The organism is Marinibacterium sp. SX1 (genome assembly GCF_050389775.1).
Classification (GTDB): domain Bacteria; phylum Pseudomonadota; class Alphaproteobacteria; order Rhodobacterales; family Rhodobacteraceae; genus Marinibacterium.
The window spans coordinates 578,178-604,325 of record NZ_CP177144.1; the positions used below are offsets into that span (position 1 = coordinate 578,178).

Annotated in this window: 23 protein-coding genes; 11 read left to right on the forward strand and 12 right to left on the reverse strand. The window is 67.2% G+C overall.

The genetic code is table 11. The annotated features are described in order from the left end of the window. Window positions 1–118: 118 nt before the first annotated feature. The 5 genes from ACK3BB_RS02630 to ACK3BB_RS02650 all read left to right on the forward strand — a co-directional run bounded on the left by ACK3BB_RS02630 (window position 119) and on the right by ACK3BB_RS02650 (window position 5,919). Window positions 119–1,210 (forward strand): ABC transporter ATP-binding protein, encoded by a 1,092-nt coding sequence (locus ACK3BB_RS02630; RefSeq protein WP_428927179.1) that lies wholly within the window; start codon window positions 119–121, stop codon window positions 1,208–1,210. Between the two features lie 73 nt (window positions 1,211–1,283). Next, entirely contained in the window at window positions 1,284–2,390 is a 1,107-nt protein-coding gene (locus tag ACK3BB_RS02635; RefSeq protein ID WP_428927180.1) for an extracellular solute-binding protein, read from the forward strand. Between the two features lie 89 nt (window positions 2,391–2,479). Beyond that, window positions 2,480–2,773: a DUF1330 domain-containing protein gene (locus tag ACK3BB_RS02640; protein ID WP_428927181.1), complete on the forward strand. Its 294-nt coding sequence runs from the start codon at window positions 2,480–2,482 to the stop codon at window positions 2,771–2,773. A gap of 283 nt (window positions 2,774–3,056) precedes the next feature. Continuing rightward, a complete protein-coding gene (locus tag ACK3BB_RS02645; RefSeq protein WP_428927182.1) occupies window positions 3,057–4,733 on the forward strand; it encodes an ABC transporter permease in 1,677 nt (558 codons plus the stop codon). Between the two features lie 4 nt (window positions 4,734–4,737). Next, complete coding sequence (locus ACK3BB_RS02650) at window positions 4,738–5,919, forward strand: ABC transporter permease (protein WP_428927183.1); 1,182 nt, start codon at window positions 4,738–4,740, stop codon at window positions 5,917–5,919. A 111-nt stretch (window positions 5,920–6,030) separates the two neighbouring features. Here ACK3BB_RS02650 and ACK3BB_RS02655 read toward each other — a convergent pair whose 3' ends face one another. From ACK3BB_RS02655 to dapE, 4 genes are all read right to left on the reverse strand, one after another. Further along, window positions 6,031–7,338, reverse strand: coding sequence for a lytic murein transglycosylase (locus tag ACK3BB_RS02655; RefSeq protein ID WP_428927184.1), 1,308 nt, complete (start codon window positions 7,336–7,338; stop codon window positions 6,031–6,033). Between the two features lie 310 nt (window positions 7,339–7,648). Beyond that, window positions 7,649–9,916: a ribonuclease R gene (rnr, locus tag ACK3BB_RS02660; protein ID WP_428927185.1), complete on the reverse strand. Its 2,268-nt coding sequence runs from the start codon at window positions 9,914–9,916 to the stop codon at window positions 7,649–7,651. 81 nt (window positions 9,917–9,997) lie between these two features. Further along, window positions 9,998–10,582 carry a TIGR04282 family arsenosugar biosynthesis glycosyltransferase gene (locus ACK3BB_RS02665; RefSeq protein WP_428927186.1) on the reverse strand — a complete coding sequence of 195 codons (585 nt, stop codon included), beginning with the start codon at window positions 10,580–10,582 and terminating at the stop codon, window positions 9,998–10,000. 13 nt (window positions 10,583–10,595) lie between these two features. Next, entirely contained in the window at window positions 10,596–11,747 is a 1,152-nt protein-coding gene (dapE, locus tag ACK3BB_RS02670) for a succinyl-diaminopimelate desuccinylase (RefSeq protein WP_428927187.1), read from the reverse strand. Between the two features lie 289 nt (window positions 11,748–12,036). Between dapE and ACK3BB_RS02675 the strand changes: the two genes are divergently transcribed. Further along, on the forward strand, window positions 12,037–13,605 hold the full coding sequence (locus ACK3BB_RS02675) for a Hint domain-containing protein (RefSeq protein WP_428927188.1): 1,569 nt from the start codon (window positions 12,037–12,039) through the stop codon (window positions 13,603–13,605). 4 nt (window positions 13,606–13,609) lie between these two features. Beyond that, complete coding sequence (locus ACK3BB_RS02680) at window positions 13,610–14,710, forward strand: Hint domain-containing protein (protein ID WP_428927189.1); 1,101 nt, start codon at window positions 13,610–13,612, stop codon at window positions 14,708–14,710. Between the two features lie 87 nt (window positions 14,711–14,797). On the opposite strand, the gene ACK3BB_RS02685 is transcribed toward ACK3BB_RS02680, so the two are convergent. From ACK3BB_RS02685 to dapD, 3 genes are read right to left on the reverse strand one after another with little or no spacing between them, the layout of a single operon-like run. Further along, the gene (locus ACK3BB_RS02685) at window positions 14,798–15,160 is read right to left on the reverse strand and encodes a hypothetical protein (RefSeq protein ID WP_428927190.1); all 363 of its coding nucleotides are present in this window, start codon (window positions 15,158–15,160) and stop codon (window positions 14,798–14,800) included. 4 nt (window positions 15,161–15,164) lie between these two features. Continuing rightward, on the reverse strand, window positions 15,165–15,413 hold the full coding sequence (locus ACK3BB_RS02690) for a GlsB/YeaQ/YmgE family stress response membrane protein (RefSeq protein WP_428927191.1): 249 nt from the start codon (window positions 15,411–15,413) through the stop codon (window positions 15,165–15,167). Between the two features lie 2 nt (window positions 15,414–15,415). Continuing rightward, window positions 15,416–16,243, reverse strand: a complete 828-nt coding sequence (dapD, locus tag ACK3BB_RS02695; protein WP_428927192.1) for a 2,3,4,5-tetrahydropyridine-2,6-dicarboxylate N-succinyltransferase — start codon at window positions 16,241–16,243, stop codon at window positions 15,416–15,418. A 269-nt stretch (window positions 16,244–16,512) separates the two neighbouring features. Here dapD and ACK3BB_RS02700 point away from each other — a divergent pair, with 269 nt between their 5' ends. Both ACK3BB_RS02700 and ACK3BB_RS02705 read left to right on the forward strand, forming a co-directional pair. Next, window positions 16,513–17,370 carry a TIGR00730 family Rossman fold protein gene (locus ACK3BB_RS02700; protein ID WP_428927193.1) on the forward strand — a complete coding sequence of 286 codons (858 nt, stop codon included), beginning with the start codon at window positions 16,513–16,515 and terminating at the stop codon, window positions 17,368–17,370. A gap of 10 nt (window positions 17,371–17,380) precedes the next feature. Then, window positions 17,381–18,508 carry a hypothetical protein gene (locus tag ACK3BB_RS02705; protein WP_428927194.1) on the forward strand — a complete coding sequence of 376 codons (1,128 nt, stop codon included), beginning with the start codon at window positions 17,381–17,383 and terminating at the stop codon, window positions 18,506–18,508. Between the two features lie 13 nt (window positions 18,509–18,521). Here the strand turns inward: ACK3BB_RS02705 and rlmN are convergent, their stop codons facing one another. The 3 genes from rlmN to ACK3BB_RS02720 form a co-directional block, all read right to left on the reverse strand. Then, window positions 18,522–19,706, reverse strand: a complete 1,185-nt coding sequence (rlmN, locus tag ACK3BB_RS02710) for a 23S rRNA (adenine(2503)-C(2))-methyltransferase RlmN (RefSeq protein ID WP_428927195.1) — start codon at window positions 19,704–19,706, stop codon at window positions 18,522–18,524. 501 nt (window positions 19,707–20,207) lie between these two features. After that, window positions 20,208–20,804, reverse strand: coding sequence for a 2-hydroxychromene-2-carboxylate isomerase (locus ACK3BB_RS02715; protein ID WP_428927196.1), 597 nt, complete (start codon window positions 20,802–20,804; stop codon window positions 20,208–20,210). A 102-nt stretch (window positions 20,805–20,906) separates the two neighbouring features. Next, the gene (locus ACK3BB_RS02720) at window positions 20,907–21,437 is read right to left on the reverse strand and encodes an invasion associated locus B family protein (protein WP_428927197.1); all 531 of its coding nucleotides are present in this window, start codon (window positions 21,435–21,437) and stop codon (window positions 20,907–20,909) included. A 174-nt stretch (window positions 21,438–21,611) separates the two neighbouring features. On the opposite strand from ACK3BB_RS02720, the gene ACK3BB_RS02725 reads away from it, so the two are divergent. Further along, window positions 21,612–22,607: an asparaginase gene (locus tag ACK3BB_RS02725; protein WP_428927198.1), complete on the forward strand. Its 996-nt coding sequence runs from the start codon at window positions 21,612–21,614 to the stop codon at window positions 22,605–22,607. A 65-nt stretch (window positions 22,608–22,672) separates the two neighbouring features. Here the strand turns inward: ACK3BB_RS02725 and ACK3BB_RS02730 are convergent, their stop codons facing one another. After that, the gene (locus ACK3BB_RS02730) at window positions 22,673–24,070 is read right to left on the reverse strand and encodes an aspartate aminotransferase family protein (RefSeq protein ID WP_428927199.1); all 1,398 of its coding nucleotides are present in this window, start codon (window positions 24,068–24,070) and stop codon (window positions 22,673–22,675) included. A 98-nt stretch (window positions 24,071–24,168) separates the two neighbouring features. Further along, a complete protein-coding gene (locus tag ACK3BB_RS02735; protein ID WP_428927200.1) occupies window positions 24,169–24,864 on the reverse strand; it encodes a GntR family transcriptional regulator in 696 nt (231 codons plus the stop codon). Between the two features lie 151 nt (window positions 24,865–25,015). On the opposite strand from ACK3BB_RS02735, the gene ACK3BB_RS02740 reads away from it, so the two are divergent. Beyond that, the gene (locus ACK3BB_RS02740; protein ID WP_428927201.1) at window positions 25,016–26,098 is read left to right on the forward strand and encodes a polyamine ABC transporter substrate-binding protein; all 1,083 of its coding nucleotides are present in this window, start codon (window positions 25,016–25,018) and stop codon (window positions 26,096–26,098) included. Window positions 26,099–26,148: the final 50 nt, after the last annotated feature.

Consider the following 26,148-nt stretch of genomic DNA (forward strand, 5'->3'; position numbering starts at 1 on the left):
CAAGTGCCGTTTTCCGAGGCGATCCAGTTGCGCCCCTGCGGCCGATATGTTTGGCTTGTGCCCAACAGAGCCACACTCAAGACGGCCGACATAAAACGGGGAGCTGCTTTTGGCAGACATGACCAGCGACAGCGCGTTTGTCGAATTCGATCGCGTGCAGAAAAGCTATGATGGCGAGACGCTTGTCGTCAAAGACCTCAACCTGGCCCTGCCCAAGGGCGAATTCCTGACCATGCTTGGTCCCTCCGGGTCCGGCAAGACGACAACGCTGATGATGCTCGCCGGGTTCGAAACGGCAACCTACGGCGAGATCCGCCTGGACGGCGTGTCGATCAACAACATCCCGCCCCACAAGCGCGGCATCGGGATGGTCTTTCAGAACTACGCCCTGTTTCCGCACATGACCGTTGCCGAGAACCTCAGCTTTCCGCTGGAGGTCCGCAAGATGGGCAAGTCGGAGCGGGAACAGAAGGTCAAGCGCGCGCTGGACATGGTGCAGATGGGCGCCTTTGGCGGCCGCCGTCCGGCCCAGCTGTCGGGCGGCCAGCAGCAGCGGATCGCCCTGGCCCGGGCGCTGGTCTTCGAGGCCGAGCTGGTGCTGATGGACGAACCTCTGGGCGCGCTGGACAAGCAGCTGCGCGAGCACATGCAGTTCGAGATCAAGCGCATCGCCGACAATCTCGGGATCACCGTGGTCTACGTGACCCACGACCAGACCGAGGCGCTGACCATGTCGGACCGGGTGGCCGTGTTCAACGACGGCGTGATCCAGCAGCTGGCCCCGCCGGACCAGCTGTACGAAGCGCCGGAAAACAGCTTCGTCGCCCAGTTCATCGGCGAGAACAACACGCTGGAAGGCGTGATCAAGGAAATCAACGGCGACCGGGCGATTGTCCAGCTGGACGGCGGCGAGGTGATCGACGCCAAGCCGGTCAACGTGTCCAGCCCGGGCGAACGCACCCGGGTGTCGATCCGCCCCGAGCGGGTCGAATACAACAAGGACCGCCTGCAGGAAGGCGCCCATACGCTGAAGGCCGAAGTGCTGGAATTCATCTACATGGGCGACATCTTCCGCACCCGCCTGCGGGTGGCCGGCAACGATGAGTTCATCATCAAGACGCGCAACGCACCCGACCAGGTGCGCCTGACGCCCGGGCAGCAGATCGAGATCGGCTGGCTGCCCGAAGATTGCCGCGCGCTCGACGCCTGACGTCGGGCCCGGATCAACCCGGCGCCAAAGACCGGGACACCAAGAAAACCGGGAATAAACAAGGAGAGTCCACATGAAACTCAAGACACTCGCCGCGCTGGCGGCCTCGACGGCGATGGCCGCGCCGATGGCGATGGCCCAGGACATGGCTGATTCGATGACCCTGGTCAGCTGGGGCGGCGCCTATCAGAAAAGCCAGAAACTGGCCTATGCCGACCCCTACGTCGAAATGAATTCCGACGTTTCGGTGACCTGGGACGAAAGCTCGAACGAGGCCGTGGCCAAGCTGCGCGCCATGAACGAAGCCGGCAACATCACCTGGGACCTGGTTGACGTGGTGGCCGCTGATGCCATCCGCCTGTGCGACGAAGGCCTGGCCATGGAAATCGACCCGGACGAGGACCTGCTGCCGGGTGACGACGGCGCTTCGGCCGAAGACGATTTCGGCGACCTGCTGGTGTCGGATTGCTTCATCCCGCAGATCGTCTATTCGACGACCTTCGGCTATCGCACCGACATGGTCGGCGACACGCCCCCGACCGAGGTCTGCGCGGTCTTCGACCTGGAAACCTATCCGGGCAAGCGCGCGCTGGAAAAGCGTCCGATCAACAACATGGAATGGGCGCTGTATTGCGACGGCGTGGCCAAGGACGACATCTATGACGTGCTGGCCACCGAAGAGGGCCAGGAACAGGCCCTGGCCAAGCTCGACACGATCAAGGACGACGTGGTCTGGTGGTCGGCCGGCGCCGACACGCCCCAGCTGCTGGCCGATGGCGAAGTTGTCATGGGCTCGACCTACAACGGCCGCCTGTTCTCGGTGATCGAAGAGCAGGACCAGCCGGTTGCGATGCTGTGGGACATGCAGGTCTTTGACCTGGATGGCTGGATCATCCCCGAAGGCCTGGACGACGAGCATCTCGCCCGCGTGAAGGACTTTGTGAAGTTCGCCACCGACACCCAGCGCCTGGCCGACCAGGCCAAGTACATCTCGTACGGCCCGGCCCGCGCGTCTTCGGCCCCGCTGGTGGGTCAGCACGCCGACCTGGGCATCGACATGGCCCCGCACATGCCGACGGACCCCGAGAACTCGAAGAACACGCTGCTGTACAACTACGAGTTCTGGGCTGACTACCGCGACGACATCGACGCGAAGTTCCAGTCCTGGCTGGCCAAGTAAGCAAGACGGGGGGCGGAAGGACAACTTCCGCCCCTTCCTCCTTCCCGCGTCCTGCGCGGGGGGACAGGGCAACAATCCGGGGAACGACGATGCCCAAGGGCTATATCATCGGCCATATCACGGTGCATGACGCCGAGGGCTACAAGGAATACATCGAAAAGGACACGCCGATCCTGCAACGGCTGGGCGCGAAGTTCATCGTGCGCGGCGGGCAGTCGGACACGCCCGAGGGCACGGCCCAGGACCGGCACGTTGTCATCGAATTCCCCAGCTATGCCGAGGCCAAGGCGGCCTATCACGATCCCGATTACCAGCTCGTCGCCGAGATCCGGCGGCGCACGGCCGACAGCACAATCATCCTGGTCGAAGGCCACGACGACTGAACCGGCGCCCTTCGGGCGAAAAGGCGCCCCTGCGGGGCGTGATCGGGGAAAGCGCCCCTTCGGGGCGATGCTTCTACAAGCGCCCCTTCGGGGCGACACAGCAACAAGCACCCCTCCGGGGTGACAAGACACAAAAGCGCCCCTGCGGGGCGACAAGACCGAAAAAACGCACCCCGCCGGGACCAGAGCACCCGGAATTGCGACAGATTCCGGGCCGTTGTCTTCACCGAAGACCGGCCTCGGGCAGAGGGCGCGACAGACACAACGACAGACGGGGACGCGCATGAGTGACGCGACGCAAGAACAGACCGGCCAGATGGTGGCGGCGGATGGCACGCCGCTGAAACGGAGCCTCGCGCGGTCGCTCAGGATGCAGAAACTGCGGGCGCTGGCCCTGATCGCGCCGCTGCTGGTCTTCGTGCTGCTGACCTTCCTGGCGCCCATTGCCGACATGCTGTTCCGCTCGGTCGAGAACCAGATCGTCGGCGACACCCTGCCCCAGACCGTGGCCGAGCTGCAGGACTGGGACGCGGGCAGCACCGAACCGCCGGGCGAAGACGTCTTCCGCGCGCTCTATTTCGACCTGTTCCTCGCCGCCGAGGCCAAGGAACATACCAAGCTGGGCACCCGGCTGAACTATGAACAGGTGGGTATCTCGTCGCTGTTCCGCACGTCGGGCCGGCGTCTGGATGACGTGGGCGAGGTCTGGCAGGACTGGCTGGAGGATATCGACGGCCAATGGGGCGACGGGGCCTTCTGGTTTGCCATGATGTCGGGCGAGCCGGCCGACGAGGCCGTGCTGACCGCCGCCCGGGCCCGGGTGGCCACGCTGACCGGTGATGCCATGCGCGGCGACGTGGGCTTTGCGCCCTCGGCGGAGGCCGCGGCCCTGCTGCCGGTGACCATGCGCGAATACGCGGCCTGGGCGGTGTTCACCGCCATCGCCGAAGAAGATGTCGTGGCCGAGGAAGACCCCTGGGAAGCGGTCTATGCCGCGCTGGCCGTCGACCTGGCCGCGCCGGGCACGGCCCAGGCCATCGCCAGCTACACCGGGCCGGGCGCGGCCGAGCTGCAGGCCGTGGCCGCCCAGCTGGACACGCTGCCGCCGGTCGACATCCGGGCGGCCTTTGCCGATATCGACGAAGACTGGCTGTCGGCCCCGAACTGGTCGGCGATCAAGGTCTATTCGCCGAAATACACCTCGGGCTATTTCCTGAACGCCGTCGACATGCAGCTGGGCGCCGACGGGGCCGAGGCGCGACCCGAGAACCAGCAGATCTACCTGATGCTGTTCCGCCGCACCCTGATCATGTCGCTGGCCATCACGTTCAGCTGCATCGCGCTGGGGTATCCGGTGGCCTGGCTGCTGGCCAACCTGCCCCCGCGCAAGGCCAACCTGATGATGATCCTGGTGCTGTTGCCGTTCTGGACCTCGCTCCTGGTGCGGACCTCGGCCTGGAAGGTGATGCTGCAACAGCAGGGCGTGATCAACGACGTGCTGGTCTGGCTGGGCATCGTGGCCGATGACGCGCGGCTTGTCATGATCAACAACCAGTTCGGCACGATCGTGGCGATGACCCATATCCTGCTGCCCTTCATGATCCTGCCACTATATTCCGTGATGCAGACCATTCCTCCGTCCTACCTGCGCGCCGCGAAATCGCTGGGGGCCACCAACTGGACGGCCTTCTGGAGGGTCTATTTCCCGCAATCGGTGCCGGGCATCGGGGCGGGGAGCATCCTCGTCTTCATCCTGGCCATCGGCTATTACATCACGCCCGAACTGGTCGGCGGCACGACGGGGACATTCATTTCCAACCGGATCGCCTATCACATCTCGTCCTCGCTGAACTGGGGCCTTGCGGCCGCGCTGGGGACGATCCTGCTGGGCGTGGTGCTGCTGCTCTACTGGGTCTACGACCGGATCGTGGGCATCGACAACGTGAAACTGGGGGGCTGACGACATGGCTACTCTGACACCGATTTCCCGCACGCCGGTCAATTTTTACGTGCCCGTGGTCGCCGCCTTCGGCGCCTTGCTGGGCCTGTTCATCGGCACGGCCCAGGGGTCGGGCATCCTGGGCGTGATCGCCGGGGGCCTTCTGGGCGGGGCGATTGCCTGGGCCCTGACCCAGCCAATGGACGGCATCGAAAAGCCCGCCCGCTGGGGGCTGGTGGTCGTGATGGCCGGGCTCGGGCTGCTGTTCAACGGCATCCCCGGGGCGGTGATGGGCGCGGCCTTTGGCTGGTTCTTCGGCTGGCTGACCTTCTGGCTGTTCGAAGGCCGCTATCGCGGGCCGCTGGCGCCTTATCTCACGGCGCAGCAGGTGCTGTGGTATTATTCCTTCCGGGTGATCTGCTGGGCGATCCTGATCTTCCTGATCACGCCGATCCTGGTGGTCATGCCGCTGTCGTTCAACGCCGAGGATTTCTTTACCTTCACCCCCGAGATGCTGCGGTTCGATCCGGCGGGCTATTCGCTGAAACATTACCGCGATTTCCTGACCAACGACGATTGGCAGCAGGCGCTTTGGAATTCGATCCGCATCGCCCCGGCGGCGACCTTCCTGGCGGTGAGCTTTGGCACGCTGGCAGCGATCGGGCTGAGCCAGCCCCACGTGCCGGGCCGGCAGGCGATCATGGCGATCCTGATCTCGCCGATGATCGTGCCGCTGATCATCTCGGCGGCGGGGATGTATTTCTTCTATAGCCGGATTGGGCTGCAGGGCACCTATTTCGGCGTGGTCCTGGCGCATGCGGCTTTGGGGATTCCCTTTGTCATCATCACGGTGACCGCGACGCTGGTGGGCTTCGACAATTCGCTGACGCGGGCGGCGGCCAACATGGGGGCCGATCCGGTGACAACGTTCTTCCGGGTGCAGATGCCGCTGATCCTGCCGGGCGTGATCTCGGGCGGGCTGTTTGCCTTCATCACCTCGTTCGACGAGGTGGTCGTCGTGCTGTTCGTCGGCTCGGCCGGGCAGAAGACGCTGCCGTGGCAGATGTTCACCGGGCTGCGCGAGCAGATTTCGCCGACGATCCTGGCGGTGGCGACGATCCTGGTGGGGATCTCGATCTGCCTGCTGACGGTGGTGGAGCTGTTGCGCAGACGGTCCGAACGGCTGCGCGGGATTACCGGGTCGTAGAGGGGGCGCTGCCCCCGTCCTCCGCTGGAGGACTCCCCCGGGAATACTTGAGAAGAGAAAGAAGCAGGGGCGCGGCGCCGGGTGGCAGGCCGCGCCCCTGCCGTTTCGGGGTCAGCGCAGGCGGGTGAGCAGGCTGAGCGAGGGGTAGCCGTCGGGCAGCAGGCCGCGGGCCAGCTGGTAGGCGCGGACGGCGCTGATGGTGTTGGGGCCGACGCGGCCGTCGACGCCCTGGGTCGAAAAGCCGGCATCGGTCAGGCGCTGCTGCATTTCCTTGCGTTCCGAAAAGGTCAGGGCGCGGTCGTCGCGGGGCCAGGCGGTCTGGATCGCCGGCCGGCCGGCTAGGCGATCGGCCAGGTGGCCGACGCCGATGACATAGGCATCCGCGGCGTTGTAGCGTTCGATGACCGAGAAATTGTCAAAGATCATGAAGGCCGGGCCCTTGCCCCCGGCGGGCAGGAGGATCGCGGCGCGGCCATGGTCGGGCACCGGCCGGCCATCCAGCCCGGTGACGCCCATGCGGGCCCAGTCGGCCGGGCTGCGTTCGATCTTGCGATCGGCCTGGGCGAAATCGAACCCGCCGGGCAGGCGCACTTCGACGCCCCAGGGCTGGCCGGTCTGCCAGCCGAACCGCTTGAGATAGGCCGCGGTCGAAGCCAAGGCATCGCTGGGATCGTCCGACCAGATGTCGCGCCGGCCGTCGCCGGTGAAATCGACGGCATAGTCGAGATAGGACGTGGGCATGAACTGGGTATGGCCCATCGCCCCGGCCCAGGACCCGGTCATGTTCTCGGCCGTGGTGTCACCCGATTGCAGGATGCGCAGGGCGGCGATCAGCTGGTCTTCGAAGAAGGCTCCGCGCCGGCCGTCGAAGGCCAGGGTGGCCATCGACGAGACCACGTGGCTGGAACCGCGGAAGCTGCCATAGGCGCTTTCCAGCCCCCAGACCGCCGCGACGATTTCCTTTTCCACGCCGTAGCGCCGTTCGATGGCCTCGAGCGTCGCGCCCTGGCTGGCCAGGGCGGCCTTGCCGTTGCGGATGCGCACATCCGAAGCCGCGCTGTCGAGGTAATCCCAGATCGCCTTGGTAAATTCCGACTGGTTGCTGTCGCGCCGGATGGCATCCTCGTCGTAGCTGACGGTGGCAAAGGCCCGGTCAAAGGTTGCCTTGCTGATGCCCTGGGCCCGGGCGCGGGATTCGAAGGCCTCAATCCAGAGGTCGAACCGGGCGTTGCCGGTGCCCCGGGTCACCTGGGATGCGGTCATGGTCTTGGCCCTGGTTTCCGGTTTCAGCGATTCCGCCACGGCCACCTGCAGGGCCCCGGTCACCGGCGCGCCGGCCTGGATCGCCGCCTGGTTCCCCGGCCGGATCTCGGGGCGCGGCGATTGGCCCGGCGGCGTGGCCAGGGCGCTGGTGGACATCAATAGAACGAGACTTCCGGCCTGTACGGCAATGCGCATGGTTCTTTGCCCCTTGTTGTGCATTGTCTTGCTGCTCGGGGTCAGTGTACCGCGAATGGGGCCTTGGCGGAAGAAATCCCTGCATCCCGCGCCACGCCCTGCCGTTTCCCGCCGGCAACCGGCGCCGAGCTCTCAGAACTCGGACAATGTCTCACATTGGGGATGTGTCTCATATCCGGGACGCGCGGCGGCGCCCGCCCTGCCCCGGCCTGCTGCTTCTTTCTCTTTCCAAATATCCGGCCGGACGCCGGCCCGGGGGCGCGGCGCCGGGTCAGCGCCGGCGCCGTGTCACCTTGCGCTTGGCTTTGTCCCGTCCGGTCTTGCCTGCCGTCGGCTTGCGCCGCGGGCCGCCCCGACCACGCCGCGCCGGGCCACCGGGCGCCCGCGACATGGCCTTGTCGTCCAGCGCCAGCAGTTCCAGTTCCAGCCCGCCGGTCACCGGCTCGGCCTCGACCAGCCGCACCGTCGCCCGCTGGCCCAGGGCGATGACCATGCCGCTGTCAGACCCCATCAGCGTGCCGGCCTCGCGGTCGAAATGGAAATACTCGTTGCCCAGGCTGCGGATCGGCACCAGCCCGTCCGCCCCGCTGTCGTCCAGCTTCACAAAGACCCCGAACCGCGCGATGCCGTTGATCCGGCCTTCCATCTCGTCGCCCACCCGTTCCGACAGGTAGGACGCCAGGTAGCGGTCGGTCGTGTCGCGCTCGGCCATCATCGACCGCCGCTCGGTGTCGGAAATATGCTCGGCCGTCTTCTGCAGCCCTTCGATCTCGGCCTCGGTCAGCCCGTCCGTGCCCCAGCCATGGGCCCGGATCAGCCCCCGGTGCACGACCAGGTCGGAATAGCGCCGGATCGGCGAGGTGAAATGGGCGTAGTTCTTGAGCGCCAGGCCGAAATGGCCGAAATTCTCCGGCCCGTAGTAAGCCTGGCTCATCGACCGCAGGGTGGCCATGTTGATCAGCTCGGCCTCGTCGGTCCCCGCCGCCTGTTGCAGCAGCCGGTTCAGCTGGGCCGTCTTCAGCACCTGCCCCTTGGCCAGGGCAAAGCCCGAGGATTGCGCCGTGTTGCGCAGGGCCTCCAGCTTGTCGGGATCGGGTTCCTCGTGGACCCGGAACAGCAACGGCACACGCTTGGCCTGCAGGGTTTCGGCCGCGGCGACATTGGCCAGCACCATGCATTCCTCGATGATCTTGTGCGCCGTCAGCCGGTCGCGAAAGCGCACCGAGGTCACCCGCCCGTCGGGGGCCAGTTCGACCCGCCGCTCGGGCAGGTCCAGGTCCAGCGGCTGGCGCCGTTCCCGGGCCGCGGCCAGGGCGGCATAGGCGGCAAAGAGCGGCTTCAGCACCGTGTCGAGCAACGGCCCGGCCTTGTCCGACGGCGCCCCGTCGATGGCCGCCTGGGCCTCTTCGTAGGACAGCGACGCGGCCGAGCGCATCAGCCCGCGCACGAAGCGATGGGCGATCTTGTTGCCGTCCTTGTCCAGCGTCATGGCCACGGCGATGCAGGGCCGGGGCACGCCTTCGTGCAGCGAACACAGGTCGCCCGACAGCCGGTCGGGCAGCATCGGCACGACGCGGTCGGGGAAATAGGTCGAATTGCCCCGTTTGCGCGCTTCGGTATCCAGCCGCGAGCCGGGCGTGACATAGGCCGCGACATCGGCAATGGCGACCCAGACGATGTGTCCCCCGGGATTGGCCGGGTCCGGGTCGGCCTGGGCAAAGACCGCGTCGTCGTGGTCGCGGGCGTCGGACGGATCGATCGTGACCAGGGGCAGGTCGCGCAGATCCTCGCGGCCCTTCAGGCCCATGGGCTTGGCCGCGTCGGCCTCGGCCAGAACGGCATCGGGGAAATCGTCGGGGATGCCATGCTGGTGGATGGCGATCAGCGACACCGCCCGCGGGCCGGAGGGATCGCCCAGCCGGTCCAGGATGCGCCCGCGCGGCAGGCCCATGCGGCCCTTCGGCCCGGATTGCTCGGCCTCGACCAGCTCGCCGTCACGGGCCCCGTGGGTGGCATCGTCGGGCACCAGCCATTCCAGCGTCGCAGCCTTGTCGATGGGCACGATCCGCCCGCCTTCCGCACCCTTGCGGAAGATGCCCAGGATGCGCCGGGCGGAACTGCGCCCGATCTTGCGGATCAGCCGGGCCTCGTAATTGTGGTCTTCCTCGTGCACGACGGTCAGCCGGGCCAGGATGCGGTCGCCGGCGCCCATCGCCGGGTCCGAGGCGCGGGGCAGCACCAGAACGACGGGCTCGACGCCTTCGCCATGCCATTCCAGCGGCTTGGCAAACAGGTCGCCCTGGTCGTTGGGCGGCAGGACCTCGAGCACCGAGACAGGCGGCAGGCGGTCGGGATCGGCATAGGTCTTCTTGCGCTTCTCGATATGGCCCTCGGCCTCGAGCTGGCGCAGGATCTGCTTCAGGTCGATCCGGGCCGCGCCCTTGATCCCGAAGGCCTTGGCGATGTCGCGTTTCGAAGTCTGGGTGGGGTGTGCGGAGATCCAGTCGAGAATCTCGGCCTTGGTGGGCATCTTGCTCATGGTCGGGAAATACCACGGGCCGCGCCCGCCGTCATGGGCAAATCGCGCGGGCCCCCAGCCGGAGGCACCCCGTAGGATGGGTCATTTGACCCATCCTACCAGGTCCGCGGCCGTGTCCACGTCGCGCAGGGTGTCGACCAGCGCCACCCGCCGGTCGGCCAGGGATTTCAGCGTGTCCTCAAGGGCATGGGCCGTCGACCAGCGCGCGCCGTCGAACAGGCCGGGCGGCGGGGCGCGCCGGGGCGACAGGCCGATCAGCCAGAACCCGCCGTCCGGGGCCGGGCCCAGCACGGCATCGGCCGCGCCCAGGGCCCGGAACGCCCGGGCCACATGGGCCCGAGTCATGCCCGGAATATCACCACCCACAAGGCAGACCGGCCCCGGCGCGGCCCGCAGCTGGCGGGCCATGCGCGCGCCCAGATCGCCCCGGCCCTGGGCCCGGCGCGCCAGGTCGGCCGGCCAGACCCGCGCGGCCAGACCCTCGGCATCCGGCGCCACGGCCAGCACGATGTCCCAGCGCGGATCGCGCAGCCGGCGCAACAGCCCGGCCACCTGGTGGCGAAACCACCAGGCCGCGGCGACCTGGCCGATGTCGCGGCCCAGCCGGGTCTTGACCCGCCCCGGCCGGGGCACCTTGAGCATCACGACCAGCTGGCCGCGCCGCATCCCCGCCACCGGATCAGCCGAAATAGCTGGCCAGGATGCGCCCGTAGATCGCCTTGAGCTGGTGGATCTGGGCCAGTTCGACCCGTTCGTCGACCTGGTGCATCGTCTGGCCGACCAGCCCGAATTCGACCACCGGGCAATGGTCCTTGATGAACCGCGCATCCGACGTGCCCCCGGTCGTCGACAGCTCGGGCGTGACACCCGTCTCGGCCGCAACCGCCGCGCCGACCAGGTCCGACAGCGGGCCCGGCGGGGTCAGGAAGGCCTCGCCGCTGACCTTGATCACCACCTCGATGCCCACGTCGAACTCACGGGCCACCTCGGCCGCTTCGGCCCGCAGCCAGGCCGACAGGCTGTCGCCGCTGTGCAGGTCGTTGAACCGGATGTTGACCGTCGCCCGGCCCTGGGCCGGAATGACATTGGTCGCCGGGTTGCCCGTGTCGATCGTGACCACGGCCAGCGTCGAGGGATCGAAATGCGCCGTGCCCTGGTCCAGCTCGTGCGAGGCCAGCCGGTCCATCAGCCGGGCAATGGCCGGCAGCGGGTTGCGCGCCCGGTGGGGATAGGCCGAATGGCCCTGGACGCCGGTCACCGTGAACCAGGCCGACATCGACCCGCGCCGGCCGATCTTCATCATCTCGCCCATGGTCTCGGGGCAGGTCGGCTCGCCCACCAGGCAGACCGACATGGCCTCGTCCGCGCTTTTCATGTGGTCCAGCAGCGCCACGGTGCCATCCAGCGCATCGCCTTCCTCGTCGCCGGTGATGGCCAGGATGACCGCCCCGTCCGGCGGGGTGTCGCGGACGAAGTCGATGGCCGCCGCGGCAAAGGCCGCCACGCCCGATTTCATGTCGGTCGCCCCGCGCCCGTAGAGCCAGCCGTCGCGCTCTTCGGCGCCAAAGGGCGCCACGGTCCAGGCCGCCTCGTCGCCCACGGGCACGACATCGGTATGGCCGTTGAAACCAAAGGTCCGAGCATGGCCCCGCGCGCCCCAGCGGGCAAAGAGGTTCGACACCCCGCCCCGGTCGACGCGGACACAATCGAAACCGGCCGCGCTGAGCGCCTCGTCCAGCAGGACCAGCGCGCCGCCTTCCTCGGGCGTGACCGACGGGCAGCGGATCAGGGCGGCGGTCAGCGCGGCGGGATCGGTGGGGGTGGCGGACATGGGGGGCCTCCGGTGGGGTTTGGAGCATTGGATGCAGGCAGTTTCCGACTTTTGTGACGGAAAAAGCGCAGTGCCAAGGCCGCGGTCAAATTTTCGCGCCAAACTGTCCCAAATTCTGTGCTATTTTGCGACTTAACCAAAAAAAGATCCCACGGCAGGGGTCGTCCCGGAGGTCGAGCAGTGTCCTCCATCCGTTCTGACCAGGCGTCCCCCGCGGGCCGCCCATCGTCGTGTCGCCGCCCTGCGGCCCGGCTTGTCCTGCCGTGACATAACAAGAGGCGAGGAAGACATGGTCGCGGCATCAGAGCTGGACATCAACACATCCGCATCGGCCGAGGAAATGGCCGCCGAGATCTTTGGGCCCAATGTCCAGATCCTGTCGGCCAGCTATACCGGGGATCCCAATTCCTCGGGCATCTATTACGACGGCGAAACCACGTCGCCGGGCGTGGTGCCGTCCGACAGCGGGGTGATCCTGTCGACGGGCAACGCGACAAGCTTCACTAATTCCAGCGGCGAGGCCAACCAGTCGGCGCAGACCTCGACCAATACCAACGGGCCGGACAACGACCCGCTGTTCGGGTCGAACACCTATGACGCGTCCTATCTGAGCGTCGTGTTCCAGTCCGACACGCCGGTCATGACGATGAAATTCGTCTTTTCCTCCGAGGAATACCCCGAGTACCAGGATTCGGTTTACCAGGATTTCGTGCAGGTCTGGATCAACGGCGAAGCCGTGGACATGACCATCGGCAACGGCGATGCCGATCCGGGCAACGTCAATTCGGGCAGCAACGAAAACCTCTACGTCGACAATTCCGATGGCGCCTACAACACCGAGATGGACGGGTTTACGGTCACGCTGACCCTGACCTTTCCGGTCGACACGACGGGCGACAACACGCTGGTCATCGGTGTCGCCGACGTGGCCGACGCGAATTACGATTCCAACCTGCTGATCGCCAGCGAATCGATCCAGGGCGACATGGTGGCCGTCGACGACAGCCTGACGATGTATCCCAACGGCGAAAAGACCCTGGACGTGCTGGCCAACGACCAGGCCGCATCGGGCGCGACGCTGGAGATCACCCATATCAACGACGTGGCCGTCGTGGCCGGCAGCGAGGTGCTGTTGAACACCGGCCAGACGGTGCGGCTGAACGATGACGGGACGATCACGGTCATCGGCAATGGCGACACCGAGGATTACAATTTCAACTATACCATGTCGGATGGCACCGACAGCGACACGGGCTTCGTGTCGGTCAGCGCCTTCCCCTGTTTCGCGGCCGGCACGATGATCGCCGTGCCGGGCGGGGTGCGGCCGGTCGAGGAGCTGCAGCCCGGCGACCTGGTGATGACCCGCGACGACGGCCCCCAGCCGGTGCGCTGGACCGGCCAGCGGCGGGTGGCGGCCAATGGCAACATGGCCCCGGTGCATATCGCCGCCGGCGCGCTTGGCGATCACGGGCCACTGGTGCTTTCGCCCCAGCACCGGGTGATGCTGCGCGACGGGCTGGCCGAGCTGCTCTTCGGCGAGCCCGAGGTTCTGGTCGCGGCCAAGCACCTGGTCAATGACCGGACCATCCGCCGGGTGCCCGGGGGCGAGGTGACCTATGTGCATGTCATGTTCGACCGCCACCAGATCCTGGTGTCCGAAGGGCTGGAGACCGAAAGCTTCCTGCCCGGGCCCGAGGCGGCCGGGGCGCTGGACGGGCCGGTGACCGAAGAGATCCTGGGCCTGTTTCCCGAACTCGATCCCGCGACCGGCGCCGGCTATGGGCCGGCGGCGCGGCGGACCCTGAAATCCTATGAGGCGCGCCTGCTGAAGGCCGCATCCAGCACGGAGGCCGCGTAGCCAGATGTGGATTGCCCTGTCCGACCCCAACGGGTCGCATTTCGACCCCAAAGGACTGGGCGCGGCGCCCGATGCGCCGGACATGATTGCCACCGGGCCGGATGCCATCCTGCCCCGGGGCACGCTGATGATCGAAACCCGGCTGCCGCCGATCAACCGGCCGCGCGGGTTGCTGACCTATGACCGGGGCGGGCGGATTCCGCTGCACCTGTCGCTGCAGGCTCTGCCCGGCGGCGGGCTGGTCTTTGTGCTCGACCAGGACGGCGAGATGCTGCACGGGTCGATCAACGCGACCGAGACCGGGCGCACCGACATCCTGCGGGTGACCTATTCCTGGGATGCCCCGGCCCGGCGCGGGCGGCTGGCGCTGGAACGGCCCGAAGACAATGTCGTGCACATGGTCGACGTGCACCAGCCCAAGCCGCTGCCGCTGTCCGACATCCGGGCACTGATCGGCCAGGCCGGGGGCGCGCGAATGGCGCCCGAGGTGCTGTTCGTCGCGGTGTCGACCTCGATCGAGCCGGTCGGTCCGATGCCCTCGCTGGCGCCGATGACGCCGGTCGCCACGCCCGAGGGCTACCGGGCGGCGGGACGGCTGCGGCGGGGCGACCTGGTGCGCTGTGCCAATGGCCAGGACCTGCCGGTGCTGCAACGCATCGAACGGGTGGTGCCGGCGGCGGGCAGTTTCCGGCCGCTGCGGCTCAAGGCGCCCTATTTCGACCTGACCTCGGATATCGAGATGGCCGCGTTCCAGCGGGTCGTGCTGCGCGGATCGGTGGTGGAATACATGTTCGGCACCGAGGCTGTCCTGGTGCCGGCGACCCATCTGACCGGGGCGAAATCGGCCGCCGCGGCGCTGCCTGTCGAAAGCGGACCGCTGGTGCGTTACGTGCAGCTGCTGATGCCGGGCAACGAGGCGCTGGTGGCCGCGGGCACCTGTGTCGAAAGCCTTTACATCGGGCGTATCCGGCGCCGGCCCGAGCGGCTGGAGGCCAGCCTGCTGGCCGGCTGTGACCGGTCGCGCCTGCCCGAACATGCCCGGCCGGTCCACCGGGTGCTGCCGCCCTTCGAGGCGGTGGTGCTGGCCGAGACCCGGGCGGCCTGAGCGCCCCTGCCCGGGCGGGCCGCGGGACGGCCGGCGCCCGGCCGGATATTTTCAAAGAGAAAGAAGCAGCAGGGCGGCGCGCCGTCCCTAGTGTTCGGTCTGGCCGGCGCCGGGCGCGTCGAGCTGTTCGTCCCCGAAGAAGGGGGTCATCTGGGCGACGATCACGGCGTTTTCCTCGAGCGCGCGGGTCATCAGCGCGCGTTCCTCGTCGTCGATCTCGTGGCCCTGGGCCTCGCGTTCGGCCAGGGTGCCGTAGCCGGTGACGTCGAGCGGGGCGGTGTCGGCCTGTTTCAGGATCGCGACGGTCTCGCGCACGGCCTCGGCCTCGTCGACGCCGGAGGCATAACAGACCAGCCCGGCGCCGGTGGCCCCGGCGGGCAGGCCGTCGCCCTCCTTGCGGCCGAGCTGGACGAGAAGGGTGTAGACCTGGTGCTTGTCGGAACGGGCCATGGGATCAGCGCCGCATCGCGCGGGCCAGGGCGATCAGGATGACCGCGCCAAGGATGCCCACCGCGCCCTGGGCGATCCAGGTGGACGCGGCGAAGATGCCCAGCAGGCCGAGCAGGAAATTGGCCAGGATGGCCCCGACGATGCCGAGGAGGATATTCATGAAGATCCCGGTATCGGCCTTCATGATGATGCTGGCAATCCAGCCCGCCAGCCCGCCGACGAAAACCGCCGCCAGCCATCCCAGTCCCTGCATGATCAGTCCCTCAGCAGCTCGTTGATGCCGGTCTTGGAGCGGGTCTTTTCGTCGACCCGTTTCACGATGACCGCGCAATAGAGGTTAACACCGCCGGTCGACGGAAGGGTACCGGAAACCACGACCGAATAGGGCGGGACCTCGCCATAGGTGACCTCGCCGGTGGCGCGGTCGACGATCTTGGTCGACTGGCCGATGTAGACACCCATGCCCAGCACCGAGCCTTCGCGCACGATCACGCCTTCGACGACCTCGGACCGGGCGCCGATGAAGCAATTGTCCTCGATGATCGTCGGGCCGGCCTGCATCGGTTCCAGCACGCCGCCGATCCCCACGCCCCCCGACAGGTGCACGTTCTTGCCGATCTGGGCGCAGGACCCCACCGTGGCCCAGGTGTCGACCATCGTGCCTTCGTCGACATAGGCGCCGAGGTTGACGAAGGACGGCATCAGCACCACGCCCGGGGCGATATAGGCCGATTTGCGCACGACGCAGTTGGGCACGGCACGAAAGCCGGCCTCTTTCCACTGGGCGTCGCCCCAGCCCATGAACTTGCTGTCGACCTTGTCCCACCAGCCGGAGCCCTGCGGGCCGCCGGATTGCAGTTCCATGTCCTTGATGCGGAAGCCCAGCAGCACGGCCTTCTTGGCCCATTGGTTGACGTGCCAGGACCCGTCGTCCTGTTTCTCGGCCACGCGCAGGGTGCCGCCGTCCAGGGCCGCCAGCGTGGTTTCGATCGCATCGCGATGTTCGCCCGTGGTGGCGGGGGTGACGGTATCGCGGGCCGCCCAGGCGGCTTCGATTGCGGCTTCGAGCTTGGCGTTGGACATGGATCGGCTTCCCTTCTGGTCAGGTCTGTCTGGCGCTATAGCCGCGGGCAGCCGATCAGACAACGCGAAACGGGGTCGCGGGCCGGGCCGTCCCCCGCCCGGCCGGGGGAAAGGGCGCGATTTTCGGGCCGCCGCGCCCGGTCCGGGCCCGGGCGTTCACCGCGCGCGTTACCGGCCCTTGACCCGGGCAATGGTTCGCAATGTACTGGACCCCCGGCGCCACGTCCGGCCCGGGCCACAGGTTTCCAGACGGACAAGAGACGGACAGGATGAAAGACGACCGCCATTCCAGCCTGCGCGACGCGCGCGAGGACATCCACACCGCGTCCGACGTTCCGCTGACCCCGCAATCGGCCTCGCCGGCCTATCGCCTGGCCTTTGCCGACAACGATTTCCTCTGCCGCGAAGAGCTGCGTCCGGTGCGACTTCAGCTGGAACTGCTCAAGCCCGAGCTGATGCTTGACGAAAAGGGCATCGATTCGACCATCGTGCTGTTCGGCGGCGCCCGCATCCCCGCGCCCGAAGCCCGCGAGACGGCGCGGACCCCGCGCCTGGCCGAGCTGTCGTCCTTCTACGACGAGGCCCGCCGGTTTGCCCGGATCATGACCGAGAAATCGCTGGCCGCCGGGGGCCATGACAACATCATCTGCACCGGCGGCGGGCCGGGCGTGATGGAGGCGGGCAACCGCGGCGCCGAGGACGCCGGGGGCATGAGCATCGGCCTGTCCATCGTGCTGCCCCACGAACAGGCGCCCAACGCCCATGTCACGCCCGAGCTCAGCTTCAACTTTCATTACTTCGCCATCCGCAAGATGCATTTCCTGATGCGCGCCCGGGCGATCTGCGTCTTTCCGGGCGGGTTCGGCACGATGGACGAGATGTTCGAGGCGCTGACCCTGATCCAGACCGGGCGCATGGCCCAGGTGCCCTTCCTGCTGTTCGGCAAGGCGTTCTGGGAAGAGGTCGTCAACTGGCAGGCCCTGGCCGACAGCGGCACGATTTCCGACGAGGACCTCGAATTGTTCCGCTTTGTCGACACCGCCGACGAGGCCGTCGAGATCATCGAGACCTGGACGCCCCAGGCCATGCGCTCGCGCCTGCCCGGGCGCGGCGACCCATCGTCCTGAGGCCCGGAACATGACCGACACCGAAAGCCGGGCGCCCCGCCGGCTGATCCTGCATTGCGGGCCGTCCAAGACCGGGACCAGCGCGATCCAGGACCAGCTGCGCAACCTGTCGCAACCCGGATTGATCTATCCGCAGACCGGGCAATGGCCCGACGGGGCGCATCACCTGCTGGCCTGGGCCCAGGCCGGGCGCAGCCGGCGCGGGCCGGTCGACATTCCGCCCTTTGCCGACCAGCTGCAGGCCCTGGCCCGCGAACTGGGCGCGTGGTCGGGCGATCTGCTGATCAGCAGCGAGGCCATCCTGGCCGGCCAGGCCGCGGGATTTGCCGATGCGCTGCGCGCCGGCCTGCCCGGCGGGTTCGACCGGGTCGAGCTGATCGTCACCCTGCGCCATCCGCTGGAACGGGCGGCCTCGGCCTATAACCAATCGGTCAAGGACCCGGTCGAAGGCGAGACGCGCGACCCCGACGATTACCTGGCAAAGGCCGGCGGGCATGTCCTGCTCAGCCCGCTGGTGCGGCAATGGTCGGCCCTGGGCCTGCCCGTGCATTTCCTCGGCTACCACCCGTCCGCCACGCTGGTGCAGCGGTTCTTCGACCTGATCGGCCACCCGGCGCCCGCGATGGAAACCCAGACGCGGAATGCGTCGATGAACGGCTACGGGCTGCTGATCTACCTGCTGGCCAACCGGCTGAAACTCGACGGGCCGGAACGCGACAGGCTGCGCGAGGCCATCCGCGCCGACCGGGCGCGCCGGCCGTGGCAGGGCGAGAGCTTTCCGTTTTCCGCCGCTGCCGTGGCCGCCTATCGCGAAAGGGTGGAACAGGACCGCGCACAGCTGGTCCGCGACACCGGGCTGGACATGGATTGGGGCGGGCGCGACAAGGCGCGGTTCCGCATCACGGCCGATGATGCCCGGGCGATCCTGGATCACCTGGCCAGCGCCGCGCCGGACAAGGTCGACCGCGATGCGCTGGCCCCGATGCTGGCGGATTTCATCGAAACGCCGGACCAGCCGGCCAATGCCGTGGCCCCGCGCCGCAAGGGGCCGGGCAAGGGCAATGGCATGGGGAATGGTCCCGAGCAACGCCCCGGCCAGGGCAAGCGCCCCGGGCGGGCCCGGGCAACGCAGGGCTGATCGGGGCGGGCGTTCAGCCCAGCCCGGCTTCGGCCTCGATCTGGCGGCGCGACTTGCGGGCCCGTTCGGTGGCCGATTTCAGCTGGCCACAGGCCGCCATGATATCCTCGCCCCTCGGCGTGCGGATCGGCGAGGCATAACCGGCCTTGTAGATGATGTCGGCAAAGGCCCGGATGCGGTTGTTCGACGACCGCTTGTAGGGCGCGCCCGGCCATTCGTTGAACGGAATCAGGTTGATCTTGGCCGGGATCTTGTGGTCCTTGATCAGCTGGATCAGCCGGCGGGCGTCGTCATCGGTGTCGTTGATGCCCTGCAGCATCACGTATTCGAAGGTGATCCGCTCGGAATTGGACGCCTTGGGATAGGTCGCCAGCGCGCGGCACAGCTCGTCGATGTTCCAGCGCTTGTTGATCGGCACCAGCACGTTGCGCGTTTCGTCCGTCGTGGCATGGAAGGAAATCGCCAGTTGGCAGCCGATCTCGTCGGCCGTCCGCGCGATTTCGGGCACCACGCCCGAAGTCGACAGCGTGATCCGCCGGCGCGACAGCGAAATGCCTTCGGGGTCCATGGCGATCTTCATCGCGTCGCGCACGTTGTCGAAATTGTAGAGCGGTTCACCCATGCCCATCAGCACGATGTTCGACAGCAGCCGGGTTTCGTCCTTGGGCGCGCCGCGTTCGGGCCATTCGCCCAGGTCGTCGCGGGCCATCATGATCTGGCCGACGATTTCCGAGGCCGTCAGGTTGCGCACCAGCTTCTGCGTGCCGGTGTGGCAGAAGGAACAGGTCAGCGTGCAGCCGACCTGCGACGAGATGCACAGCGTGCCCCGGTCTTCCTCGGGGATATAGACCACCTCGACCTCGTGCCCGCCGGCGATGCGCACCAGGTATTTGCGCGTGCCGTCGGTCGACACCTGTTTCGACACGACTTCGGGGATCTCGATGGTGAAATTCTCGGCCAGCATGGCGCGGTAGGGCTTGGCCAGGTTGGTCATCTCGGCAAAGTCGCGCACGCCCCATTGGTAGATCCATTGCCAGATCTGGCCGGTGCGCATCTTGGCCTGTTTCTCGGGCGTGCCCGCCGCGATCAGCGCGTCGCGCATCTGGGCCCGGGTCAGGCCGACAAGGTTCGCAGGTCCCTCCGGCGTTTTCCGGGGGATGGTCATGACGTCCTGCGTGATCGGCGCTGTGGCTTCCATGGCGGGCTACCTGGGGGTCTGGGGACTCTGGGAGGGATGCGGCTTCATATAGGAAAGTTCTGCCCGATCCAAAGGGAAATCATGGTGAATTCCGCCGCGTACCGGCGGTTTTGCCACATCCCGGTGTGTTCCTGACGGCTTTCCGGTGGTGTTCCGGCGTCTTGCCGCGGTGTTTCGGGAGTCTTGGCAACCCGTTTCGCCGTTTCGTTCCGCGCGCCCCTGGCCGCCCGGCGCACGGCGTAGGGTGGGTTTCAACCCACCGCCTGCCGCGACGGGCCAGGCCGGGGCGGTGGGTCAATGACCCACCCTACGATGTCGCGCCGGGCGGGTTGGTGGCGTGCAAGAGGGCCGCTCGCCGGGCGGTGGGGTGTGATGCGACCTCGCGCCGGTTGGGCCGAAAGCCGGTGATTCTACCCTCTGCCGGCCCCCTCCATTGCGCGTGGCTCGCTGGTGGAGGTGTGTCTCAAAAATAAGACATTGTCTCACATCAAGGACACAACGTCACATCCGCGCCGCCCAGTCCATCGCCTGGTCCAGCCGGTCGTCGCCCCAGAACAGCTCGTCGCCCACGGTAAAGCTGGGCGCTCCGAACAGCCCCAGCCCGGCGACCTCTTCGCCCTGGCCGATGAGCTTCTGCTTGATCGCCGGGTCCTGCGCCCGGTCGACCAGCGCCGGGTCCAGCCCCGCCCGCTCCAGTGCCAGCCGCAGCGTCGCCGGATCGGATATGTCGCGCCCGTCGGAAAAGGCCGCGGCGAACACCGCCTTGCAAAAGGCCGGCCCCCGGTCGTCTTCCAGCGCGGCCAGGGCCACCCGCGCGGCCATCAACGAATTCTGCGGGAAGGGATCGGGCCGGACCAGCCGCAACCCGGCCTCGGCACAGCGCCGCTCCATGTCGCGCCACATGTAGGCGCCCTTGAGCGGGTAGAGGTTGAACGGCGAACTCTCCCAGCCCTGGGCCTTGAAGATCGGACCCAGCAGCATCGGCCGCCAGGTCACCGCGACATCGTGGGCCAGGGCCGCGGCCTCGATCCGGTGGGCCGAGAGATAGGAATAGGTCGAGGCGAAATCGAACCAGAAGGTCAGGCGCTTGTCGGTCATGGGGCACTCGCGATCGTGGCAAACGGAACGGCGCCCGGCCTTGCAGGGCCGGACGCCGTTCATGTTACCAACCGGTCGGTCCGACCGATAGCGCCGGGCGGCTCAGCCGCCGCAGCGTTTCTGTGCGTCTTCGACCGCTGCCGTGAAGCCCAGCAGCGAGAAGGTGTCCTGGGTGCGCGTGCCCCGCGACGACCGGGCCGACAACACCGCCGACACCCCGCGTTTCATCGCCGTGATGATCTGGGCGTCTTCCGATTCGCTCGCCGGCCAGGCCCATTCGCCTTCGGTGAACAATTCGAACTGGTCGTCCCCGATCGTCAGGTTGACCGTCGAGCCCTCGGCAAAGGGATAGCCCCCCGTAAAGGTCACCTGGCCCTTCACCTCGCTGCCCGGACGGTAGAAGACAAAGAGCAGGATGTCGCTGCGCCGCACGGCGACCACGCGCCCATCCCGGGTGTTGACCGTTTCCTTGGGCGCCGAGACACCCCAGCACTCGTTCGGATCTTCCTCGACGAAGACGGACCAATCCGTCTTGGCGGCGACCCGGTTGGTGCTGATGTCCTGCGCCGCGCCGGCCGTGGCCAGGACCGCAAGGGCAAGCCCGGCTGCCGCGGGCAAGGCAGAGAATTTCATCAAACCAGCCTCCAGCTGTGTTTTAACCTCAATTTAGACAGAGCGCGCACGGCGGCATTGGCTGCCGTCTGACTGGTGCGGCCCGCTGCTTTTCGACATACACATGTTATGGCAAATGTGCGCCTGCGCGAAAGGGCGATCGGCCGAATTTTGCCGGACTTGTGAGGACGAAACATGACCCAACCCCATTCCGTGGCAGAGATTTGGCGTGGCAACCTGCTGGAAAGCCGCCATGACGCCCATGTTGTCGTGGCCGACCTGTCCGGGATTCGCGCGGCCTGGGGCGACCCGGAGGCGATGATCCTGCCGCGTTCGTCCTGCAAGATGATCCAGGCCCTGCCGCTGATGACCTCGGGCGCGGCTGATGCCGCCGGGCTGACCCCGCGCCACCTGGCCCTGTCCTGTGCCAGCCACAGCGGCGCCGACATCCATATCGACCTGGTCGCCGACTGGCTGGCCGAGCTGGGCTTGGCCGAAGACGATTTCCGCTGTGGCGCCCACATGCCCCGGGACAAGGCCGTGCACGACCGGCTGATCTGCGCGCACCAGGCGCCCGGCCAGATCCACAACAATTGCTCGGGCAAGCACAGCGGGTTCCTGACGCTGAACCGCCACCTGAAGGCCGGGCCGGATTATGTCGAGATCGACCACCCGGTTCAGCAGGCCGTGCGCGAGGTGTTTTGCGAGCTGACCGGCGCCGATGGCGAGACCTGGGGAATCGACGGCTGTTCCGCCCCGAACTTTGCCTGCACGATCAGCGGTCTGGCCCGGGCGATGGCCTGGTTTGCCACGGCCGGCCAGCGCAGCGACACGATGAGCGGCGCGGCCGGGCGGCTGACCCGGGCGATGATGGCCCATCCCGAGCTGGTCGCCGGCGAAGACCGGGCCTGCACCGACCTGATGCGCGCGATGGACGGCCGGGCGGCGATCAAGACCGGGGCCGAGGGCGTCTTCGTGGCAATCCTGCCCGACAAGGGGCTGGGCGTGGCGGTCAAGGCCGTCGACGGGGCGACGCGGGCGGCGGAATGTGCCATCGCCGCGGTGCTGGTGCACCTGGGCGTTCTGCCCGCCGGCCACCCGGCAACGCGCAAGTACATGACGCCGGTGCTGACCAATTGCCGGGGGCTCGACGTCGGCCACATGCGCCCGGCGCCGGGCTTTCCGGCCTGATCCGCGCGCCACGGACCACCCCGCCCCGATAGGGGGCGCCGCGCGGTGACCCGCGCGGCACATTGTCAGGACGGCTTGGCCATCAGGCCCTTTTCTTCAAGCTGGACAAGGGTTTCGTCCAGCGCGATGCGGGCGCGTTCGATCAGCGTGTCGATCTCGGACTCGGAAATCACCAGCGGCGGCGAGATGATCATCCGGTCGCCGACATGGCGCATGACCAGGTTGTTGGCAAAGCAGCGCTCGCGGCAGAGGAACCCGGCCGTGCCGGCATCGGCGGCAAAGGGCGCCCGGCTGGCCTTGTCGGGGGTCATCGCGATCGAGGCCATCATGCCGACGATCCGGGCCTCGCCGACCAGCGGGTGATCGGTCAGGGCTTCCCACTTGGCCTTCAGGTAGGGGCCGGTGCGGTCGCGCACGGTGTCGACGATGTGTTCTTCTTCCAGGATGCGCAGGTTTTCCAGGGCCACGGCCGAGGCCACCGGGTGGCCGGAATAGGTGTAACCGTGGTTGAACTCGGTCCCGGCGATGACGCTGGCCACCTCGTCCGACACGACCGAGCCACCGATCGGCTGATAGCCCGACGACAGACCCTTGGCGATGGTCATGATGTCGGGGCGGATGTCCATGGTCTGGCTGCCGAACCACTGGCCCGTCCGGCCAAAGCCGCAGATGACCTCGTCGGCGATCAGCAGGATTTCATACTTGTCGCAGATCCGCTGGATTTCCGGCCAATAGGTGGCCGGCGGCACGATGACCCCGCCGGCACCCTGCACCGGCTCGGCGATGAAGGCCGCAACCTTGTCTTCGCCGATCTTCAGGATGGCCTGTTCCAGCTCCTGCGCGCGCATCAGCCCGAAATCCTCGGGCGACATGTCACCGCCTTCGGCCCACCAGTTGGGCTGGCCGACATGTTCGATGCCCGGGATGGGCATGCCGCCCTGGGCGTGCATGCCGACCATGCCGCCCAGCGAGCCGGAGCCCATGGACGAGCCGTGATAGGCGTTCCAGCGCGACAGGATGACGGTCTTGTCGGCCTTGCCCTTCTCGGCCCAGTAGGTGCGGACCATGCGGATGTTGGTGTCGTTGGCTTCGGAGCCCGAACCGGCGAAGAACACGTTGTTCAGATCACCCGGAGCCAGTTCGGCGATCTTCTGGGCCAGGGCGATGGCCGGCACGTGGGTCGTCTGGAAGAAGGTGTTGTAATAGGGCAGCTCGCGCATCTGGCGGGCGGCGACCTCGGCCAGCTCTTCGCGGCCATAGCCGATGTTGACGCACCACAGCCCGGCCATGCCGTCGAGGATGCGGTTGCCTTCGCTGTCGGTCAGCCAGACACCGTCGGCCCGGGTGATCACCCGCGCGCCCTTGGCCGCCAGGCCCGAGCCCTGGGTGAAGGGATGCATGTGATGCGCGGCGTCGAGCGCCTGAAGCTCGGACGTGGGCATGTGATTGGTGATGGCGGGCATGGGCAGACTCCGGGCTTCAACAGCGTTTCGGGGGGTTGGATGCAGAATATGATCAAATTCCGCGGAGTCAATCGGGATACGCCCGAATCGGCCCTGTCTCAGGCCTCTTCGGCGCCTTCGTCGATGACCTCGAGCACCTGTGTCATGCCGTCGGTCACGTCGCGCATCATCGCCCCGGCGGCGGCCTCGGCATCGCCCTGGTCCAGGGCGGCCAGGATCTCGCGGTGACGGTCGGGCAGGTTCTGGGTGCCGAAGCGGCCGCAGACCACGCGCAGGGACGGCCCGAATTGCAGCCACAGCCGGTCGACCGTCTGGGCCATGATCGGCGCATCAGCGGCGGCATAGAGCGTTTCGTGAAAGCGGTGGTTGTGGCGCAGGTAACCGGCGATGTCGCCGGCCGCGATGGCCCCGTCGAGCGCCGCGTCGGTGTCGCGCAGCGCGTCCAGCAGATCGGCGGAAAGCGCCTTGCAGGCCCGGCGCGTGAGCTCCGGCTCGATGGCGCAGCGCAGGAACAGGATCTGCTGCACGTCGGACCGGCCCAGCACCGGCACCGACACCCGGCGGTTGCCCTGAAAGACCAACCCGCCTTCGGATGTCATCCGCCGGATCGCCTCGCGCACGGGGGTCATGCCGGCGCCCAGCTCGGCGGCCAGGCCCTGGATCGTGACCGGCTGGCCCGGGCGCAGGTCGCCGAACAGCACCCGGTCGCGCAGGGCACGATAGACCCGTTCATGTTCGGGCGGGTCCGCCGGTGTCGGGCCGTTTGCCGGGCCCGTCGCTGCCTTTTCGTTCATCACCATGCCGTGGCCTTGCCCAGTTCCCCATCAACGCCGCTTGCGCAGGCGTCTGCGCCATGGAAACATACCGAAGCTGCGTGACAAAGCGCAACTTGATCAAAAACCGACAGGCCGGGCCAGAACCCGGATCCGTCTTGGGGAGACGCCTATGAAACTGCACATGCTGACGCTCACCGCCGTTGCCGCGCTGGCCACCGCCGCCAGCGCCGACGAAGTCCGTGTCTACAACTGGTCCGACTATATCGACGAAGAGCTGCTGGCCAAGTTCGAAGCCGAAACCGGGCTGGACCTTGTCTATGACGTCTTCGACAGCAACGAGCTGCTGGAAACCAAGATGCTGGCCGGCGGGTCGGGCTATGATGTCGTCGTGCCGACGGGCACCTTCCTGCAACGCCAGATCGCGGCCGGCTCGTTCCAGCCGCTCGACAAGGACAAGCTGCCCAACCTGGCCAACATGTGGGACGTGATCGAAAGCCGCACGGCACAATATGATCCCGACAACGCCTATTCGATCAACTACATGTGGGGCACCACCGGGATCGGCGTGAATGTTGGCAAGGTCAAGGAGATCCTTGGCGAGGACGCGCCGCTGAGCTCGATGGAGCTGGTCCTGAACCCGGAGAACATGGAAAAGCTGGCCGATTGCGGCGTGCATTTCCTGGACGCCCCGGCGGAAATGATCCCGATGACGCTGAAATACATCGGCGAGGATCCCGACAGCCACGACCCCGATGTCATCGCCAAGACCGAAGAGGTCCTGCTGGCCGTCCGGCCCTATATCCAGAAGTTCCACAGCTCGGAATACATCAACGCGCTGGCCAATGGCGACATCTGCGTGGCCGTCGGCTGGTCGGGTGACATCCTGCAGGCCCGCGACCGCGCGGCCGAGGCCGACAACGGCGTCGAAATCGCCTATAACGCCTTTGCCGAAGGCTCGCAGATGTGGTTCGACCAGATGGCGATTCCGGTCGACGCGCCGAATCCCGAGGGCGCCCATGTCTTCCTGAACTTCATCATGGACCCCGAGAACATGGCCGCGGCGTCGAACTACGTCTATTACGCCAACGGCAACGAGGCGTCCCAGGAATTCCTGGTCGAGGACGTGATCGGCGATCCGGCGATCTACCCGGACGAGGCAACGCTGGACAATCTCTATACCACGACGCCTTATGAGCCCAAGGTGCAGCGGGTGGTCACCCGCCTGTGGACCAAGATCAAGTCGGGCGTCTGAGCCCTCCCGGCCGGGGCATCCCTGCCCCGGCCCTGCCATCCCCCCGGAGA

Coding starts and splice junctions, on each gene's coding strand:
- ACK3BB_RS02630 (WP_428927179.1), top strand. CDS start 119: ATGACCAGCGACAGCGCGTTTGTCGAATTCGATCGCGTGCAGAAAAGC.
- ACK3BB_RS02635 (WP_428927180.1), top strand. CDS start 1,284: ATGAAACTCAAGACACTCGCCGCGCTGGCGGCCTCGACGGCGATGGCC.
- ACK3BB_RS02640 (WP_428927181.1), top strand. CDS start 2,480: ATGCCCAAGGGCTATATCATCGGCCATATCACGGTGCATGACGCCGAG.
- ACK3BB_RS02645 (WP_428927182.1), top strand. CDS start 3,057: ATGAGTGACGCGACGCAAGAACAGACCGGCCAGATGGTGGCGGCGGAT.
- ACK3BB_RS02650 (WP_428927183.1), top strand. CDS start 4,738: ATGGCTACTCTGACACCGATTTCCCGCACGCCGGTCAATTTTTACGTG.
- ACK3BB_RS02655 (WP_428927184.1), bottom strand. CDS start 7,338: ATGTCCACCAGCGCCCTGGCCACGCCGCCGGGCCAATCGCCGCGCCCC.
- rnr (WP_428927185.1), bottom strand. CDS start 9,916: ATGAGCAAGATGCCCACCAAGGCCGAGATTCTCGACTGGATCTCCGCA.
- ACK3BB_RS02665 (WP_428927186.1), bottom strand. CDS start 10,582: ATGCGGCGCGGCCAGCTGGTCGTGATGCTCAAGGTGCCCCGGCCGGGG.
- dapE (WP_428927187.1), bottom strand. CDS start 11,747: ATGTCCGCCACCCCCACCGATCCCGCCGCGCTGACCGCCGCCCTGATC.
- ACK3BB_RS02675 (WP_428927188.1), top strand. CDS start 12,037: ATGGTCGCGGCATCAGAGCTGGACATCAACACATCCGCATCGGCCGAG.
- ACK3BB_RS02680 (WP_428927189.1), top strand. CDS start 13,610: ATGTGGATTGCCCTGTCCGACCCCAACGGGTCGCATTTCGACCCCAAA.
- ACK3BB_RS02685 (WP_428927190.1), bottom strand. CDS start 15,160: ATGGCCCGTTCCGACAAGCACCAGGTCTACACCCTTCTCGTCCAGCTC.
- ACK3BB_RS02690 (WP_428927191.1), bottom strand. CDS start 15,413: ATGCAGGGACTGGGATGGCTGGCGGCGGTTTTCGTCGGCGGGCTGGCG.
- dapD (WP_428927192.1), bottom strand. CDS start 16,243: ATGTCCAACGCCAAGCTCGAAGCCGCAATCGAAGCCGCCTGGGCGGCC.
- ACK3BB_RS02700 (WP_428927193.1), top strand. CDS start 16,513: ATGAAAGACGACCGCCATTCCAGCCTGCGCGACGCGCGCGAGGACATC.
- ACK3BB_RS02705 (WP_428927194.1), top strand. CDS start 17,381: ATGACCGACACCGAAAGCCGGGCGCCCCGCCGGCTGATCCTGCATTGC.
- rlmN (WP_428927195.1), bottom strand. CDS start 19,706: ATGGAAGCCACAGCGCCGATCACGCAGGACGTCATGACCATCCCCCGG.
- ACK3BB_RS02715 (WP_428927196.1), bottom strand. CDS start 20,804: ATGACCGACAAGCGCCTGACCTTCTGGTTCGATTTCGCCTCGACCTAT.
- ACK3BB_RS02720 (WP_428927197.1), bottom strand. CDS start 21,437: ATGAAATTCTCTGCCTTGCCCGCGGCAGCCGGGCTTGCCCTTGCGGTC.
- ACK3BB_RS02725 (WP_428927198.1), top strand. CDS start 21,612: ATGACCCAACCCCATTCCGTGGCAGAGATTTGGCGTGGCAACCTGCTG.
- ACK3BB_RS02730 (WP_428927199.1), bottom strand. CDS start 24,070: ATGCCCGCCATCACCAATCACATGCCCACGTCCGAGCTTCAGGCGCTC.
- ACK3BB_RS02735 (WP_428927200.1), bottom strand. CDS start 24,864: ATGAACGAAAAGGCAGCGACGGGCCCGGCAAACGGCCCGACACCGGCG.
- ACK3BB_RS02740 (WP_428927201.1), top strand. CDS start 25,016: ATGAAACTGCACATGCTGACGCTCACCGCCGTTGCCGCGCTGGCCACC.